Source organism: Paenibacillus sp. S02 (assembly GCF_019454065.1).
GTDB classification, from domain to species: domain Bacteria; phylum Bacillota; class Bacilli; order Paenibacillales; family Paenibacillaceae; genus Paenibacillus; species Paenibacillus polymyxa_B.
The window spans coordinates 1,596,653-1,613,589 of record NZ_CP073682.1 but is presented as its reverse complement, the minus strand read 5'-3'; the positions used below and the strand labels follow the sequence as shown (position 1 = coordinate 1,613,589).

The window sequence follows — 16,937 nt, the reverse complement described above, 5'->3', positions numbered from 1 at the left end:
AATGTAAAATTTGGAGTGACCACTTATTTTTTATAAAACAAAAGAAGACACCGACTCTTGGTTTATCAAAGTCGATGCCCTCTGGCGTTTATATTTAAATGGCGACGATATTTTTGCCGATCGGCATGGTGTAGTAGAGCGGTTTTTGCTGTCCATTTTGCTGATAGACTACAAGCAACAGCGTGCGGCCTTCGGCTGTCAACGGGCTTCCCCCACTCAGGATATGATCCAGACTAAACGGCAGTACATCCAGCACAGCGTGCTTTTGCAGTTCCTTTTCGCTCAGCTTCAATGAAGCAAAGGCTGGAATAATCTCGCGGTATGGCTGAGGCTGTTGATTGCCTACATTCGCCTCACCTGTACTCTCCTTGCTCGCATCTGCCACTAAATCTGCAACCGCAGGTGACAACAGCGCGTCCGGGTGCTGGAGAATCATTTTCATGTAGCTGGACCAATCGTCCTTCTCCAAGGTATGCTCCCACCAGATTTTACGCGGCTTGTATTTATGGTTCAGGAAATAATCAAGCTTCATCAGTCCAAGCACCATATCCATTCGCTTTGTTCCACGCGATTCCAAGAAGGACTGGAGACGCGTGAACAAATCTTCGAGCTGATGTCCAATTTTTTGCCAGCCCTGTCCTTCCCAGTAGTCTCCGAATTCCTGAAAGAAATCAAAAGCGGACGAGAATTCACGCTCAATCAGATAGTTGACTGTATGATCCATACGATGAGAGTTCCAGTATTTCTCCAATACATCTTCCAAGCGCTTGAGCCGGACGATATCGGCAAAGGAAAGGACGTCATTGCTCAGCATTTCATACGGCGCAACATCCATATACGTATAGTTATACTTGTCCGCGTCGATACGCAGTCCGGTGCCACGCAGCATTTTGAGGAAGCCAAGTTGAAGCTCTTCCGGACCGAGCGCAAAAACGTCATTAAACGTTTTACGGAATGTGTTGTAGTCCTCCAAAGGCAATCCAGCGATCAAATCCAAATGCTGGTCGATTTTACCGCTTTGTTTGACCTTTGTAACAGTACGGGAAAGTTTGGTAAAGTTCTGGCGACGCTTAACCAACTCATTAGTAGGATCATTCGTTGATTGGACGCCGATTTCAAAACGAAATACGCCCGGCGGCGCGTTTTCCGCCAAATAATCCAATACCTCAGGACGCATAATATCTGCCGTAATCTCAAACTGGAAGACACAGCCACGGTGATTTTCAATCAAAAATTTGAACATTTCCAGTGCATAATCGCGTTTAATATTAAACGTCCGATCCACAAACTTGATTAGGTTGGCTCCATTGTCGATCAGGTACAGAATATCCGACTTTGTACGCTCGATATCGTAATAGCGCACCCCAACTTCGATGCTGGACAGACAAAACTGGCAGCTGAACGGACAGCCTCGGCTCGTTTCAAAATAAACAACCCGTTTCCCAAGTTCCGGTATATCTTCTGCAAAACGATAGGGCGACGGCAGCTCGTTCAAGTCCGCTTTCGGGCGACCGGGCATCTGAATGACCTCTTCTCCCTTACGGTAAGCCAGTCCATACACAAAATGGAACTTGCGATCCCCTTCCAGCTCCTGCAGCAGTTGATGGAATGTTTCCTCTCCTTCACCAACCACGATAAAATCCACATTCGCCAAGCGCTTCATCCAGTGATCCGTATCGTAGGATACCTCCGGGCCACCCAGAACAATTTTGACCTCAGGCATAATCTTTTTCAACACATCAATGACTTTAATCGTCTCTTCAATGTTCCAAATATAACAGGAAAAGCCGATAACATCTGCCCCGCGTTGAAACAAGTCGGATACGATGTTCATCACCGGGTCCTTAATCGTGTACTCCGCCAGCTCGATATCAAAGTCCTTTTCACTGTAGGCTTTCAGGCATCGAATTGCCAGCGAGGTATGAATATATTTTGCATTTAACGTTGATAAAATGACTTTCATAGGTCACAACCTTCTATAGTTTGCATGAACTGTTCTATCCTTACCTTAGCATAGCTATTCAAAATCCTCGTACACATCGTCTGCATAAATCTCGTCCTCACTTACCCTTCCCCCGATATTCCCTTGATTTTGAAAAAAATCAAGAAACGGCTTGCCGTACTTGCGGAACTTCACTTCTCCGACACCCTTGATCCGCAACATGTCTGCCTCGGATTGCGGGCTCGCTACGCTCATCTCACGCAGCGTCGCATCATTGAAAATGATATAAGACGGTACATGCTCCTGGGCGGCCAGATCGCGGCGGATCAGGCGCAATTGCTCGAACACGGTTTCGTTGACTGCAGCCGGGTATGCATCGCGTCCCTGTCGTCCGCGTGAACCTGCTCCACCTGCAAAAGCCGTGGCATGTCGCACCACACGCTGCATAACTTCTCGCTGGCCTTTCAGCACTTCAGCCGCAAGCTGCTGCAAGCGTACGACCGGATATTGCCCCTCGGACAACATCAGATAGCCTTCCGAAACAAGAACATTGATAATTTCAGCAATTTCTTTTTCCGTCCGGTTGCCCATCACGCCATAGGTTGGCAGGCTGTCAAAACCATACTGCAGCACTTTTTTGTTACGCGAGCCTTTCAACACCGAGGCGACCATCGAGACCCCATAACGTTCCCGCATGCGATGAATGCACGAAAAAATCTTTTGCGCATCTATGGTCATATCAACCAGTTCCCGCTCATCTGTACATGAACTACATATACCGCAAGCTTCATGCTCTTCCGCTTCTCCGAAATACTCAAGCTGTGCCGTACGTAGGCAACGAGTCGTGTAGCAATAATCAACCATCTGCTGGAGCTTGCGGTAGTCGTTGCGCTTGCGGTCTTCATCCTGTGGATTTTGCTCAATCAGGAACTTCTGCGTCACAATATCTTGCGGTCCGAACAGCAAAATACATTGACTCGGGTCGCCATCACGTCCTGCGCGTCCCGCCTCTTGCACATAAGCCTCCATATTTTTAGGCATGTTGTAGTGAATGACATAGCGTACGTTCGATTTATCTATCCCCATGCCGAAGGCATTGGTTGCTACAATGACACGGATATCGTCGTACAAAAACCCTTCCTGGCTATCTGCACGTTCCTGATCTGTCATCCCGGCATGATAGCGTCCAGCCGCCATGCCTGCGTCACGCAACCGTTGGTACAAATCGTCCACGTCCTTACGTGTCGCCGCATAAATAATGCCCGATTCACCCTCATGCTCACGGGCATAATTCAGTAAAAAGCTGCGTTTGTCTTCCCCGCGCAGCACACTGAACGCCAAATTTGGCCGTCCAAGGCCTGTAACGAACGTCTCCGGTGAGCGCAGACGAAGCAGGCGCACGATGTCATCCATGACCTGCGGTGTCGCCGTTGCCGTAAACGCCGCCACGATTGGGCGTTCATACAGCCCGTCCACGAATGGAGCCACAGCCAGATAGCTGGTACGGAAATCATGGCCCCACTGGGATACGCAGTGCGCCTCATCTACCGCAACGCAGGAAATTGGCAACTGAGCCATTTCATCGCGAAACCAGTCCAGTTCCAGTCGTTCCGGTGCGACATACAGCAACTTCAAGTCACCATTTCGTGCGGCTCGTATGCGGTCATTCACTTCTCGACCACTCAACGTACTATTGATGTAGGCAGCAGCAATCCCCATTGTGGTCAGCGCATCCACCTGGTCTTTCATCAGCGAGATGAGCGGTGACACAACAATGGTCAGCCCCTCATGCAACAACGCGGGGATCTGGTAGCATATCGATTTTCCGCCCCCTGTCGGCATGATGCCCAACGTATCGTTGCCCTCCAGCATACTGGCCACAATTTTCTTTTGTCCCTCCCGGAAATCGGGATAGCCATAAAATTTTTGCAGCAAGTCCTGCGCCCGTTCCAATGTTGGTGCTTGTACACTCATAGTTTCAAAACTCCTCATATTTCTAGCGTCCTTGACGCATATCGGCTTTTCTTTCGTTACCTTTAGTTTACCGGGGTTCAGGGTAATGTTCAACCGCTAGAAGACTGCCAATCTGGTTTAGTCCCTTATGGCGTTCGCTGTTTTCTCATGATATAGTGAACACGGTGCCGCAAATTTGTCCATAATTATGAAGAGACACGGTTCCAAGAAGGAGAAAGAACCCATGAACAATCGGAAACCCCAACGGAAAAATCATACAAAATCTACGTCAAACGCAAGCCATTCCAAACGCAGTCATAAACCTGCCGGAAGATCTGGCTCCCATAGACAGGAAGCTCAACGGAGAACGAATGCTTTTGATAAAGCCCCTGCCAAAACATACATCGTCCAGGAGCCTGCTGAGCTATTGAGCTTTTTAGTAGAGCATGTGACTGGCATGGGTCGTAACTCCATTAAATCAGCACTGGCTCGTGGGCAGGTGTCTGTCAACGGCATTCCGCGTACCGTGCACAATTTTCCACTGGAGCAAGGTCAGACTGTCGCTCTTTCCAAGGAAAAAGTAACTCCCGTCGTACCACTGACTGGGCTACGTATCTTGCATGAGGATGAAGCCATTATCGTTATCCATAAGGATGCCGGGTTGCTGTCCGTGGCTTCAGCGCAGGAGCAGGAAGTAACAGCCTATCGCCAGCTTACGGCCCATGTGAGGCGCGAACATCCGTACAATCGTATTTTTGTACTGCATCGTTTGGATCGTGATACATCAGGAGTGATGATGTTTGCAAAAAGCGAAGCCATACAGCAGGAAATGCAAAAAGCGTGGAAGGAAGTTGTGTATGAACGAACATACATTGCTCTTGTCGAAGGACAGGTTAAAAAAGCTGAGGGTACAATCACCTCATGGCTGAAAGAAAGCAAGACGCTAAAAATGTATTCCAGTCCTTATCCGAATGACGGACAGCACGCAGTCACTCATTACAAGCTGCTTCAAGCCAATCGGCATTTTTCTTTGCTGGAAGTACGTTTGGAAACCGGACGCAAAAATCAAATCCGCGTACATATGGAGGATATCGGTCATCCAATTGTTGGAGATAAAAAATACGGTTCCAAATCCAAGTCGATTGGGCGCCTTGGCCTACATGCGAGGGTATTGTCATTTATTCATCCCGTCACCGGAGTATTGCTGCGTTTTGAATCCGACATTCCTAAAACCTTTTTGAATCCGTTTCGGGAGTAGAATTGGGCAAAGCATACGGAGATTAGATGGAAAAATATAAGAGGAAATGAGGGGGCTGTAGAAGACAGCACCCTTTTTTGATTGATTAAGCGGTATACCTCCGAACACCATCAGCCATTTTCATCAACTCATCCCATATATATATGGGCGTATTACACACTGGACAATCTACCCAACCGTTTAAATAGGGTAACTGGGCAAGCAGCTTGTTCTCTTCAATTTTTTGGGCATATTCGTGTAACCACTGCATATTAGCACCTCTATGGTCCAATGAACGGGGGCAGATCGGATGGGGAACCAGATTGTCTGAATTTACAGGATCCTTATCATAGACAACCAGGGTGTCATTCTGTTCATCAGGCCAAATATAGAGCGGGGTACCGCAATGCGGACAATCCAGCGTATATTCGTCACCTGTATCGAAGCTTTGTAGCATATAAGCTACGCAGCGATAACCCTGAAAAGCGGCACCCGCAGCCAGAACATAGCGTTTACCGACATCTCCTTCGTGCTCTTTCGCATAGAGCACCATTTCTTCAGTCAATTCTGCAAGTCGGACAATGGCACACCGATATTGCTCATAAATATATTCAGCCAGACTAGAATCCACTTTTACCTGATCCCTTGTAAATTCCAATGGAACTTTGGTATGTAGGGGATTGTTATTCTTCGCTTCGAATATTCCGCAAATGTTATATATATCTGCACGAATCCCTATATCAGAACTTTTTAACGCAATGTCCACAAGATAAGGTACAGCTGCAAATGTACAAGTATACAACGTATTTTGGTGATACAGTTCCTCCCAATACAAGGTGTCAGCCATTTCGCCGTCATATCCGGCTTGGAGCTGCTTCAACATTTCTGGGACGTATTGAGAAGAACCGTAGGGGCCTTGGAGCAGAGTCCAGGCCGGATCGGACAAAGCCAGCATCTTGATACTCCTTCCACCGTTTTTCCACCGTTTTTCTTACAGTAACATGGGATCGGTTTTAAATTAAATTTTGCTAACAAAATTCATTTTAACTTCATAATTCTCAGCTTCTTACGTTTATTTTATTATACGCATATTATTAGCTGAAGTTGCTTTTCTCGATTTACGCAATATACAAAATCACTATTTTTTCGGGTCTATAATCATATTCGGTTAAGCTTTCTGCATTGTGAAGGTGACACACATTAAATTAATGAATTACTAACCCGATTCTTATGTTTTACTACGAGTCCTCTGTCCATTCAGTTCCTTCTTCGTATACATAGTTCATATTATAAGTCCTGTTACTTAAAAATTGCTGAGTAAGAAATAAAGTATATATACGTTAAAATTTCCATACATGTAAAAACAAAGCCGCTCCCCTGCCTGTTTTTAATTATGCCAAACGGGTAAGACATACTTGTTCAAGCCTTTAATCTAACAGCCACAGAACTGATTTTATGAATCGGTATATGAAAAGGCGTGTTGGGAATATTATGTATGAATACTGCGATTATAAGGGGAAATAGCCTATGACCATAACACCGGAACAGCGGATTACCCTGCACGGATTTAACAATTTGACCAAATCATTAAGCTTCAACATGTACGATATTTGTTACACCAAAACCAAAGAAGAACGCGAGGCGTATATTGAATATATTGATGAACAATACAACTCAGATCGGCTGACAGCTATTTTAAAAAATGTATCTGACATTATCGGCGCCCACGTGCTCAACGTAGCCCAGCAGGATTATGTTCCTCAAGGAGCCAGCGTAACAGTACTTATATCAGAAGGCCCCATTGTGGAGGTACCGACTGAATCTTATGCCGAGTCACCAGGCCCCCTACCTGAATCTGTCGTGATACAGCTGGATAAAAGCCACATTACGGTTCACACCTACCCGGAATATCATCCAGACGAGGGGATCAGTACGTTTCGAGCTGATATTGATGTCTCTACCTGTGGGGAAATCTCCCCGCTCAAGGCACTCCACTATTTGACTCATTCTTTCGACACCGACATTATGACGATTGATTACCGGGTACGCGGCTTCACACGTGATACGAATGGACATAAGCTTTTCATCGACCATGATATCGCCTCCATTCAAAACTATATTCCAGAAGAAGTGCGCAGTCAGTATGACATGATCGACGTGAATGTGTATCAGGAAAATATTTTCCATACCAAATGTAAGCTAAAACAATTCGATCTGGACAATTACCTGTTCGGCTACACCAAGGAAAGTCTGAGTGAAAAAGAGCAACAAAATATATCAACACGTCTCAAGATCGAAATGGACGAAATTTACTACGGTAAAAATATGACGTAACCGATTGAATGCGTAAAAATAAAATAGATCATTTCATTGAAAAAAGGATGATCGCTTGGACTGGAATATAGCCGGGCTTTCGTCCTTTTTTAAATACAAAATACAAAATAATAGATATTACTCAACTTGATCTGTACAAGCGAGAGATTGTTCACTATGATAGGGGAAGAAACCACTAATTTAAAATATCAGCATAGATTTTACATCCGCTTCTTATTGTAAGCGCAATCAATTGATCCTACGTATGATTTTGTTATGGAAGACAAAGGAGGAATTTGTATGCAAGGCGGTATTGGCGGTAAAAACATCATTTTGCGATTGGAAATTTCCACCGGACACATCCAATTTGGTCAATTGATTACGCTGGTAAACGAACATGGCGGAGATGTGATTGCCATTGACGTCATTAGCACCTCTGAGAAGGTCACTGTGAGGGATATTACAGTGACCATTGCCGATCCAGCAGAAATCGACCGAATGATTGCTCGGATTAAAAAAGCACAAGGTGTTAAGGTATTATCCATCTCTGATCGTACCTTCCTATTACACCTCGGGGGCAAAATTGAAATGCAGCCCAAAGTCCCAATTCAAAACCGCGATGACTTATCCCGGGTATATACCCCCGATGTGGCACGCGTGTGCATGGCAATTCATGAGGAACCGGACAAAGCTTTCCGTTTGACGATCAAGCGCAACACGGTCGCTGTCGTCTCTGACGGAAGCGCTGTCCTCGGACTAGGTAACATCGGTCCCTATGCAGCCATGCCGGTTATGGAAGGCAAAGCCATGCTGTTCAAGCAGCTCGGCTCCGTCGATGCCTTTCCAATCTGTCTGGATACGCAGGACACCGAAGAGATCATTAAGGCCATTAAACAAATGGCCCCAGCTTTTGGCGGCATTAATCTAGAGGATATTTCGTCACCACGATGCTTTGAGATTGAACAGCGGTTACGTAAAGAGCTGGACATACCTGTTTTTCATGACGATCAGCACGGCACAGCTGTCGTTTTATACGCAGGACTGATCAATGCGCTCAAGGTTGTCGGCAAAGCCCTGTCTGACGTCAAAATTGTCGTCTGTGGTATCGGGGCTGCGGGTGTGGCCTGTACGAAAATTTTGCTATCTGCAGGAGCAGTCAACATCATTGGCGTAGATCGTCACGGAGCGCTTACAGCCGATGAAACATACGAGCATCCGATGTGGAACTGGTATGCGCAGCATACCAACCCTGAACGGCTGTCCGGCACGCTGTCCGAGGTTCTGAAGGATGCTGACGTGTTTATCGGACTGTCGGCGGGTGGACTACTGCAACGAGAAGACGTGAAACGTATGAAAGAAGCCCCGGTGCTGTTCACTATGGCTAACCCGGTTCCCGAAATTGCGCCAGAAGACGTCGAGGACATTGCGGGTGTCATCGCCACCGGACGTTCGGACTATCCTAACCAAATTAACAATGTGCTTTGTTTCCCTGGCATCTTTCGAGCGGCGCTCGACTGCCGTGCCCGTGAAATCAACGAAGAGATGAAGCTGGCGGCCGCAGAGGCCATCGCAGGCACGATCCGTCCTGAAGAACTAAACAAGCTGTATATTATCCCTGGTGTATTTAACGAGAGTGCGGTTCAACGGGTGCGTGAAAAGGTGATTCAAGCCGCGATTGCGAGCGGTACAGCCAGAAGAGTGCCTCGGGATTTCAGATAAAAGAAAAGGATTGCTCCCTTAAATGCGGGTGCAATCCTTTTTGCTATGGAAAGGTCAGTCTTCATATCCGTTATCTTTACAGCGGTTATGACCTCCATTTAGAGAACAATTGACTGGCACGCTGGGCAAACTCCTCCAGATTAAAGTTGGAGTTGTCCAGCTTGTAGTACCATTTTTTAATCGTATCCAAAATCCATGAGGGAACCTTAACCTCCGAGATACCGGAATAAAACGTATGATACGCCCACACCAAATGCTCCCAGCGCTTGTCATCGCCTTCCTTCACGTATTCAGATACGTCCAATACCTTGGCACGCCCGTCTTGCATGAGTACATTCTTGAGGTGAATATCACGGGGATTCAGCCCCTTGGATCGGACAAATTCCCTCGCCTTTTCCACATCCAGAATGACCTGCTCTGGCACAGGAATTCCTTGCAGCAGACAATCCAGCAGCGTAATACCGGATTCATAACTTATGACAATATACTTGTCGCCTTTTCCGTAATAATGAGGAAAAAAGTCAGACCCTCGCAAACGCTCATATACGTCGGCCTCCGCATCTTTCTTCTCGATCGCCATGTCTGAGTACACCTTGAACGCGTAGCCTGGCAACGTATCGAGCGTAAATACGGCCGCATCTGTCCCGATGCCAATACAGCGGACGTCTTGAGTGTCTGTTTTAATGGTAACCGGATCATTATCCTCCGTACTGTATACGGTCACTTGACTTATGATGTCTTCTGCCTGCCTCCATTGTTCTACCATGCGCGATCCCCTCCTTCTCTGTTCTAAACCAATACCAATAAAGTTAGTTCTATAACAGATAAATAGTATTACGGGTTATCTTTTGGAATGGCTTCAAAATAGGTTGATTCTTTTATAAATACGGTATGTACCGTGTCTATCGAGCGTCCGGCAGAAGCAGCCTTCTTAACTCTGCATAGCTTGCTGTTGTTTTATAGATCCCCAGCACGTCAGTCTCCGGGGGAGCGTTCCTGTGATTGAACCAGATCACCTGCCAATTCGCAGCTATAGCTCCCGCCACGTCATTACGCCAGGAATCCCCAATATAGCAGCAGTGCTCTGCTAACGTTCCTGTCCGTTCGTTCACCACTTCAAAAATGCGCGGGTCAGGCTTGGCATAACCAACGGTCCCAGATACAAAGATATGCTCTGCTGCAACATGATTCTCCAGTGCCATGGCCTTGATCTTGCTCATCTGGTGTTCTTCAAGACCGTTTGTAATTAATCCAACTAAAAAGCCAGCCGAGCTCAAATCATTTATTAACGAGGTCGCCCCCTCAAAAGGCTCAATTCGGTACTGACGATCCAAGTATTCTTGTTGAACATGTACTGCCTGCTCACGGGTAATTTCTACCCCGAATTCTTGTAAAGCCAGAATGAAACGGCCTTCCCTCATCTCATCCAGTTCATCCAGCCCTGCTTTCCCCTCCAATAGTCCTCCTTTAGCCGATAGTACATCGCTGTAATAGCGAATACGATGGTAGGCTTTCTCATAAGGAAAACGCTCACTCAATCCTAATACTGTACGCAATGCATCGCGTGTAGGGTGCAAATGATCGTACATCGTATCATCTACATCAAAAAAAACAGCCTTCTTTTGCAAGTTCATATGCCCACTTCTTTCTGTTAAATCTTCGGATGACACTCCTTTTCACCTTGTCCTGATATTATACCCGTTGGCCTGTTACGTTGCACCTTGTCCTTCAGACTGCGCATCCTGCAATCACACTTCACGTTTGCTAACATACACTGAAAAGACCGCATTTTCACAAACTCACTTTACTTCTCTACCGAGCTAACATAGGTATCTTGTCCTGCTTTGCCCGAAAGCGTTTTATTTGACAACACACGGGTAAAAGGTCACATTTTTGAAAATATTCGTCATACAGGTTTACATTTCGTGTAAAATCACGTACCTTTTAGGGATGAACGCTTTACGGATGTACTTGGATAAGGGAGGCATACACAATGGATTCCGGTTCTAACCTAGCCTATGGATCAGCTACACCTTTGATTGAGGCACTTATAGAATTTGAAAAAGAGCTCGAAGCGAACCGGCATTCTCTGAGTTTTGATTTGGGATTGATTATGGAGCAGGGCCGCGCGCCACGATATATGGCTACACCACCAGATGTTATTCCTTTTGCCCACGCAGGGGTGGACGGAATACATTATGGCTTTTTAACGGATTTTGGTCTTCAAAAGGACCTTTCACAGGCCCCTATAGTATGCGTATCTCCCGTCGATTGGACGGGTGTGTGGGTGGTTGCCCGTCATTTGCAGGATTTTTTAAGCGTTGTTTATACAGAGAACAGTTCATTAAAACGATACTACGCCAGTGGAGAAGACTATTCTGGACATGCAGGTCAGCGACTGCCTCAGATTGTAGATGAACGCACCGCGTTTGTACGCGAATGCTTTCGCGAACGCTTTGGTATCGAACCGATTCAGGATATGGCTGCGTATATCGACAGCTTGCGAACAGAACGGAAGCATAATGAAGCGGCTCCTACGCTAAACGGGTTGGGCATTCAGTTATCTTCTTCTACGAAGAATAACTCTTCTATGGAGAGTGCCCTCTTGACCGTAACGGAGCCTTTCCTTTGGGAACAACAAGGCGAAGCTGTGCGTGAGTTGTTCCACAACGGTTCGCGTGAAGCCAGACTGGCTTTTATTCGGGATGCCCAGACACGGCATTTGTTCACCCATTCTGCCCTTCGTGCTTTTGTAGCTGGACAGCTTAAGTTGATGGGTCTGTCTGAGGCCGCAACATATCTGGAAGAGTCCTACTATACCGTTATTCCCGATATGATAGAATCTTGACGAAATCCTTGGCTTCCGCCTAACATAACCGCCTCTGAAAAGGCGGCTTTTTGTGCTACAATAAATGAAAATAATAGGGTCGAACGGCCCGGTACGAATGAAAGAGAGCGAGTATGAATAATCATTCCTATCCTACTCCTGAAATCATTGAGGTTTGTCTGTTGGCGGGCAAACTGATGATGCAAAATGGAGCCGAAACCTATCGTGTTGAAGACACGATGTCCCGCATTGCTTCGGCCTATGGCATATCCCAGTCCCATAGCTATGTAACACCAACTGGGATTTTTTTTGCCATTAATGACTCGGAGCCTGCCAAGCTCATCCGCATCGTAGAGCGGACCACCGATTTGCACAAGGTGACAGAGGTCAATTCCATTTCACGTAAAATCAGCACAGGCGAGTTGTCTCCTCGCGCTGCCGTCAAGGAGCTTTCGGAGATTGAACGTGGCCCCCTCCGCTATTCCAACCGTGTACAGCTGATGGCTGCTGCGTTGGCCAGTGGTTGCTTTATGATCATGTTTGGTGGAGTCTGGCGAGATTTCCCCGCAGCTGTGTTATGCGGAGGTATCGGATTTGCAGCTGTACAGTATTTTCACAGGCTCGTTAAGGTTAAGTTTTTCTCAGAGTTTTCTGCATCTTTTCTAATCGGCTTGCTGGCGGCTCTATTAACGATAGTAGGCTGGGGACAGATGATGGATAAAATTATTATTGGCTCTGTCATGCCATTGGTTCCAGGCTTGTTAATTACAAATGCCATCCGTGATTTAATGTCCGGGCACCTTGTTTCGGGTCTTTCCAAGGGAGCCGATGCTTGCCTGACGTCTTTCGGCATTGGAGCTGGCGTTGCGGTTATCATTTCTTATATGTGATTCGGAGGAGATTCAAGTCTATGCTTGCACAATTATTCACAAGCTTTATTGCCACCGCTGCTTTCGGCATACTTTTCCATGCCCCCCGGCGTTCACTACTGCAATGCGGTTTTGTTGGTATGCTAGGCTGGCTTGTCTATTATTCAACCACGGATAGCATGGGACCTGTGAGCGCCAGCCTTTTGGCAACGATTCTCATCGGCATCGTCAGTCAAGGCTTTGCGCGGCTGTACAAAATGCCTGTGATTATTTTCAGTGTGGCAGGCATGATTCCGCTCGTTCCAGGGGGAATGGCCTATAATGCCATGCGCCAGTTCGTACAACAACATTATCCTCAGGCACTGGAGCTGGCCATGAGCACGCTGATGATCGCAGGAGCTATTGCTGTCGGTTTGGTGCTGTCTGAGGTGCTTAATCAAATTTTTCACAGCATACGTTTTAAACCACAGCGCTAAAAGCGATGAAAATAGCAAAGTAAAAGAGGCTGCTCCTAAAATCATCCGCAGTGTTTGAGACGATTTTGGAAACAGCCTTTTTCTGTACGCATTACAAAGAATATTTATATGTCATAAGCTGTTATTCATCCACTCGCTTACCCAATATCGCTAAATCTCGCTCTATGCTGTCGAGCACAGCTACACGCGGGTAGTATCCCCATTGCTCAAAACCAAACTTCCGCAGCAGCCCAATACTTGGCTCATTATGACCAAAAACAAATCCCAACAACGTTGTAATCCCCAGTCTCGGACATTCATTTAGCAAGTGCTGTACCAGTCGACTTCCTGTTCCTGTTCCACGAGAATCCTCATGGACGTAAATGCTAATTTCTGCTGTACCGTTATAAGCTGGACGCCCATAAAAGGACTGAAGGCTGGCCCATCCGGCAATTGCACCCTTTTGTTTTAATACCCACAAAGGTCGATGGTTTTCCTGATGAGCCTCAAACCATGGAATACGGCTCTCCACTGTCACCGGTTCCAGATCTGCCGTGACCATTCGTCCTGCGACCGTAGAATTATAAATGTCCACAATATCGGGAAGATCCTCTTTGCACGCAAATTCAATGGAAAAAGATTGGTCCTTATTCATTATTCGTATCCGCCTCCTATTGTGTGATTTATTTATTGTACAAGACAAGCGGCCGATCAGCCATATCGAGTTGTTTTGCGGATTAGTCCCAAAGGGTTTTATAATAGAGCTTGAAGAAAAACAAAAACGAGGTAAGCGATTTAACACAATGAGACGGGAGGTATGTTTCGGAGTCAGGGATTCTGAAGCAGCTTAATATGAATATTGGAACTCAACTCTTGATTTTGAAAGTACCTATAGAATCTTTTTTTGGAAAAACGACCATTTATCCTGTGCTGCTCAAGGACGAGGATGGACTTACACTGATTGACACGGGAATGCTCGGCCAATTGGAGCCATTACGCAAGGCTATTTCAGATGTGGGTGAGGATATCAGCCGCCTGAAAAGAATTATTTTAACACATCAGGATATTGACCATATCGGAAATGTTCATGCACTACTGGACTTGCTGCCGAATACTGCCCTGTTAGCCCATAAGGATGACGTTCCTTATATGACAGGAGAGCGACCGTTTGTGAAGCTGACGTCGGAACGGATCAAACAAATGGATACTGTGTTCAGGCAGCAAGCAGAGGATATGATTCGCCGCCTGCCAGATTTGCGCTTTGCTCATATTCTTGATGACGGTGAGCATCTACCCTATGGTGGAGGAATCCAGATTATTCATACACCCGGCCACACGCCCGGGCATATTAGCTTGTATGTGCCCGCACAAAAGCTGCTTTTGGCAGTAGATGAGTTGCGCGTAGTCGAGGGTGAGCTGGTCGGTCCTGCAGAGTCGGCTACGCCGGATATGCCGCTGGCCCTGCAGAGCCTCGATAAATTAACTGTATTGGATGTCGAGAAGGTACTCTGCTACCATGGTGGTTACTATGATCAGAATGTACAGGCACGACTGCAAACATTATGTCAGGAAAGAGAATAAGTCATTCAATGCTATAAATAATTATGTATGAAGAGCTATAATGAATAAATAGACAGAAAGGAATGAGACTTTATGAATGAGAAAATAACCCGACTGTATGATGAACTGAAGTCACAGTCTTGGGACGGCCTGCTTGTGACCGATCCTAAACATATTTACTATCTGACGGGCTTTGCCAGTGATCCACATGAGCGTTTTCTTGGTCTGGTGTTGCTTCGGGACCAAGAACCAGAACTGATCGTACCCGCCCTGGATGCAGAAGCCGCCCAAGCTGTTTCTTCTGTGACTCGTATATCCACCCACACCGATACGGACAATCCATATGATCTGTTACGTCAACGTACAGGCACCGGTGTGAAAGCATTCGCGCTGGAAAAGGAGCACGTCTCCGTCCTCCGTTACGAACAGCTACATACTGCCATTGGCGCGGCTCAATATGTGGATCTAGGTCCAGTGCTTCAAGAAATGCGTGTGAGAAAAACTCCTGAGGAAGTACAACGTCTGAAACATGCAGCTCGTTTGGTAGAAGATGCTCTTCGTCACGGTCTCACTCATGTGCGCGAAGGGGTGACGGAAGTCGAGCTGGTGGCAGAAATCGAATACCAGATGAAGAAGATCGGCGCAGATGGCCCGTCCTTTGACACAACAGTGCTGTCTGGACCCAAAACAGCCTTGCCTCATGGTGTTCCAGGCACCCGCAAGCTACAGCATGGCGATCTGCTCATGTTTGATATGGGCGTATACTCCGATGGCTATGCTTCGGATATTACACGTACTTTTGCTTTTGGAAAGCTATCGGCTGAGCTGGAAACGATTTATAATACGGTTCTTCGCTCGAATGAAGCTGGAATTGCCGCCATTCGCCCGGGAGTTTCCTGCGCATCCGTGGATCAGGCAGCACGGGCTGTTGTTGAAGCCGCTGGATATGGTCCTGCCTTTAACCATCGAGTTGGACACGGCCTTGGCATGAGTGTTCACGAATATCCATCTGTACACGGAGGCAATAGCGATCTGCTTCATGAAGGCTTCGTGTTCACAATCGAACCCGGTATCTATGTGCCAGGCCTCGGCGGTGTGCGGATTGAAGATGACGTTTTGGTCACCTCTGATGGTGTTGAAGTGCTCACCTCTTTTCCAAAAGAACTGACAGTGCTGGGATAAAATCATCGCTATTCATTATATCGGTATGTAAAAAGTATGAAAAAAGGAGGGGCAACCCCAAGCCATCATGGCTTGAGGGTTTGCTCCTCCTCTTCTATAAAGCGGAAATTGCGTGCGATGTACAAAATGGGTGTACCCGCCGCGGTCAGTACAAATTTTAAGATGTAGGTGGTGAATAATATCTCGAGCCATATCCCCCACGCATAACCGTAAAAGGCAATAGTACAGAAAATGAGCGTATCTATAAACGAGCTGATCATCGTGCTGCCATTGCCGCGAATCCAGAGCTGATGACGTTCCGGAAAAAACTTGCGAATCCAGGCGTACAGACGCACGTCCAGCAATTGACTGACCGCATAGGCTGTCAAGCTGGCAAGCGCAAGCCTTGGCAACAATCCAAACAGCTGTTGCATCGGTGTCTGGGCAAAATCCGTTGCAGTAGGCTGGAACTGCAGCACCATTTGCATCGTTATCGTCGTCATAATCAGAGTGAAAAAGCCGAACCACACAGCTTTACGCGCCTCTTTAGGCCCATATTTTTCATTCAGTAAGTCACTGGCCATATACATAGAAACATACATCGTATTTCCCAATGTCGTGGTAATACCGACCAGATCAATCGTTTTGGTTACCTGAATGTTGGCTAGTACAGTAGCAACACCAATCCAGGCGTACAGCCCTTTTTTACCGAACAACCGAAAACATAACAAAAAGAACATAAAATTGACGAGGACAAAAGCTGCCCCCCATAACAGATTAAACATGAAATCCTCCTAGTTTTGATAGCGCGGGATGGTTGCGAACCGCGGTTCATCCGAAGCAAGCCGGAAAAACATTATTTTAATGTATCATAGATTAGGATTCGTGAACAGCTATAATT

15 protein-coding genes are annotated in these 16,937 nt (G+C 46.6%); 8 read left to right on the top strand and 7 right to left on the bottom strand.

Annotation, left to right across the window (positions count from 1 at the left end; all coding sequences use genetic code 11):
- Positions 1 to 94: 94 nt before the first annotated feature.
- Positions 95 to 1,963 carry a B12-binding domain-containing radical SAM protein gene (locus tag KAI36_RS06995; protein WP_220027354.1) on the bottom strand — a complete coding sequence of 623 codons (1,869 nt, stop codon included), beginning with the start codon at positions 1,961 to 1,963 and terminating at the stop codon, positions 95 to 97.
- Between the two features lie 54 nt (positions 1,964 to 2,017).
- Positions 2,018 to 3,916, bottom strand: a complete 1,899-nt coding sequence (recQ, locus tag KAI36_RS06990) for a DNA helicase RecQ (RefSeq protein ID WP_220027353.1) — start codon at positions 3,914 to 3,916, stop codon at positions 2,018 to 2,020.
- Between the two features lie 223 nt (positions 3,917 to 4,139).
- Between recQ and KAI36_RS06985 the strand changes: the two genes are divergently transcribed.
- Positions 4,140 to 5,153 carry an RluA family pseudouridine synthase gene (locus tag KAI36_RS06985; RefSeq protein ID WP_220027352.1) on the top strand — a complete coding sequence of 338 codons (1,014 nt, stop codon included), beginning with the start codon at positions 4,140 to 4,142 and terminating at the stop codon, positions 5,151 to 5,153.
- Positions 5,154 to 5,238: 85 nt separating this feature from the next.
- On the opposite strand, the gene KAI36_RS06980 is transcribed toward KAI36_RS06985, so the two are convergent.
- Positions 5,239 to 6,087: a hypothetical protein gene (locus tag KAI36_RS06980; RefSeq protein WP_220027351.1), complete on the bottom strand. Its 849-nt coding sequence runs from the start codon at positions 6,085 to 6,087 to the stop codon at positions 5,239 to 5,241.
- A gap of 572 nt (positions 6,088 to 6,659) precedes the next feature.
- Here KAI36_RS06980 and speD point away from each other — a divergent pair.
- Both speD and KAI36_RS06970 read left to right on the top strand, forming a co-directional pair.
- The gene (gene speD / locus KAI36_RS06975) at positions 6,660 to 7,466 is read left to right on the top strand and encodes an adenosylmethionine decarboxylase (protein WP_220027350.1); all 807 of its coding nucleotides are present in this window, start codon (positions 6,660 to 6,662) and stop codon (positions 7,464 to 7,466) included.
- Positions 7,467 to 7,745: 279 nt separating this feature from the next.
- On the top strand, positions 7,746 to 9,164 hold the full coding sequence (locus KAI36_RS06970; RefSeq protein ID WP_023987698.1) for an NAD-dependent malic enzyme: 1,419 nt from the start codon (positions 7,746 to 7,748) through the stop codon (positions 9,162 to 9,164).
- Positions 9,165 to 9,249: 85 nt separating this feature from the next.
- Here the strand turns inward: KAI36_RS06970 and KAI36_RS06965 are convergent, their stop codons facing one another.
- Both KAI36_RS06965 and KAI36_RS06960 read right to left on the bottom strand, forming a co-directional pair.
- Positions 9,250 to 9,930, bottom strand: a complete 681-nt coding sequence (locus tag KAI36_RS06965) for a serine/threonine-protein kinase (protein WP_220027349.1) — start codon at positions 9,928 to 9,930, stop codon at positions 9,250 to 9,252.
- Between the two features lie 136 nt (positions 9,931 to 10,066).
- A complete protein-coding gene (locus tag KAI36_RS06960) occupies positions 10,067 to 10,798 on the bottom strand; it encodes an HAD family hydrolase (protein ID WP_220027348.1) in 732 nt (243 codons plus the stop codon).
- A 359-nt stretch (positions 10,799 to 11,157) separates the two neighbouring features.
- On the opposite strand from KAI36_RS06960, the gene KAI36_RS06955 reads away from it, so the two are divergent.
- From KAI36_RS06955 to KAI36_RS06945, 3 genes are all read left to right on the top strand, one after another.
- On the top strand, positions 11,158 to 12,012 hold the full coding sequence (locus KAI36_RS06955; RefSeq protein ID WP_220027347.1) for a hypothetical protein: 855 nt from the start codon (positions 11,158 to 11,160) through the stop codon (positions 12,010 to 12,012).
- 113 nt (positions 12,013 to 12,125) lie between these two features.
- Positions 12,126 to 12,881, top strand: coding sequence for a threonine/serine exporter family protein (locus KAI36_RS06950; RefSeq protein ID WP_220027346.1), 756 nt, complete (start codon positions 12,126 to 12,128; stop codon positions 12,879 to 12,881).
- A gap of 20 nt (positions 12,882 to 12,901) precedes the next feature.
- Entirely contained in the window at positions 12,902 to 13,336 is a 435-nt protein-coding gene (locus KAI36_RS06945; protein ID WP_013309318.1) for a threonine/serine exporter family protein, read from the top strand.
- 121 nt (positions 13,337 to 13,457) lie between these two features.
- On the opposite strand, the gene KAI36_RS06940 is transcribed toward KAI36_RS06945, so the two are convergent.
- A complete protein-coding gene (locus tag KAI36_RS06940) occupies positions 13,458 to 13,970 on the bottom strand; it encodes a GNAT family N-acetyltransferase (RefSeq protein ID WP_013309317.1) in 513 nt (170 codons plus the stop codon).
- Positions 13,971 to 14,167: 197 nt separating this feature from the next.
- On the opposite strand from KAI36_RS06940, the gene KAI36_RS06935 reads away from it, so the two are divergent.
- The gene (locus KAI36_RS06935) at positions 14,168 to 14,896 is read left to right on the top strand and encodes an MBL fold metallo-hydrolase (protein WP_220027345.1); all 729 of its coding nucleotides are present in this window, start codon (positions 14,168 to 14,170) and stop codon (positions 14,894 to 14,896) included.
- A gap of 72 nt (positions 14,897 to 14,968) precedes the next feature.
- Positions 14,969 to 16,057, top strand: coding sequence for a M24 family metallopeptidase (locus tag KAI36_RS06930; RefSeq protein WP_220027344.1), 1,089 nt, complete (start codon positions 14,969 to 14,971; stop codon positions 16,055 to 16,057).
- 65 nt (positions 16,058 to 16,122) lie between these two features.
- On the opposite strand, the gene KAI36_RS06925 is transcribed toward KAI36_RS06930, so the two are convergent.
- The gene (locus KAI36_RS06925) at positions 16,123 to 16,821 is read right to left on the bottom strand and encodes a queuosine precursor transporter (protein ID WP_023987659.1); all 699 of its coding nucleotides are present in this window, start codon (positions 16,819 to 16,821) and stop codon (positions 16,123 to 16,125) included.
- Positions 16,822 to 16,937 lie beyond the last annotated feature (116 nt).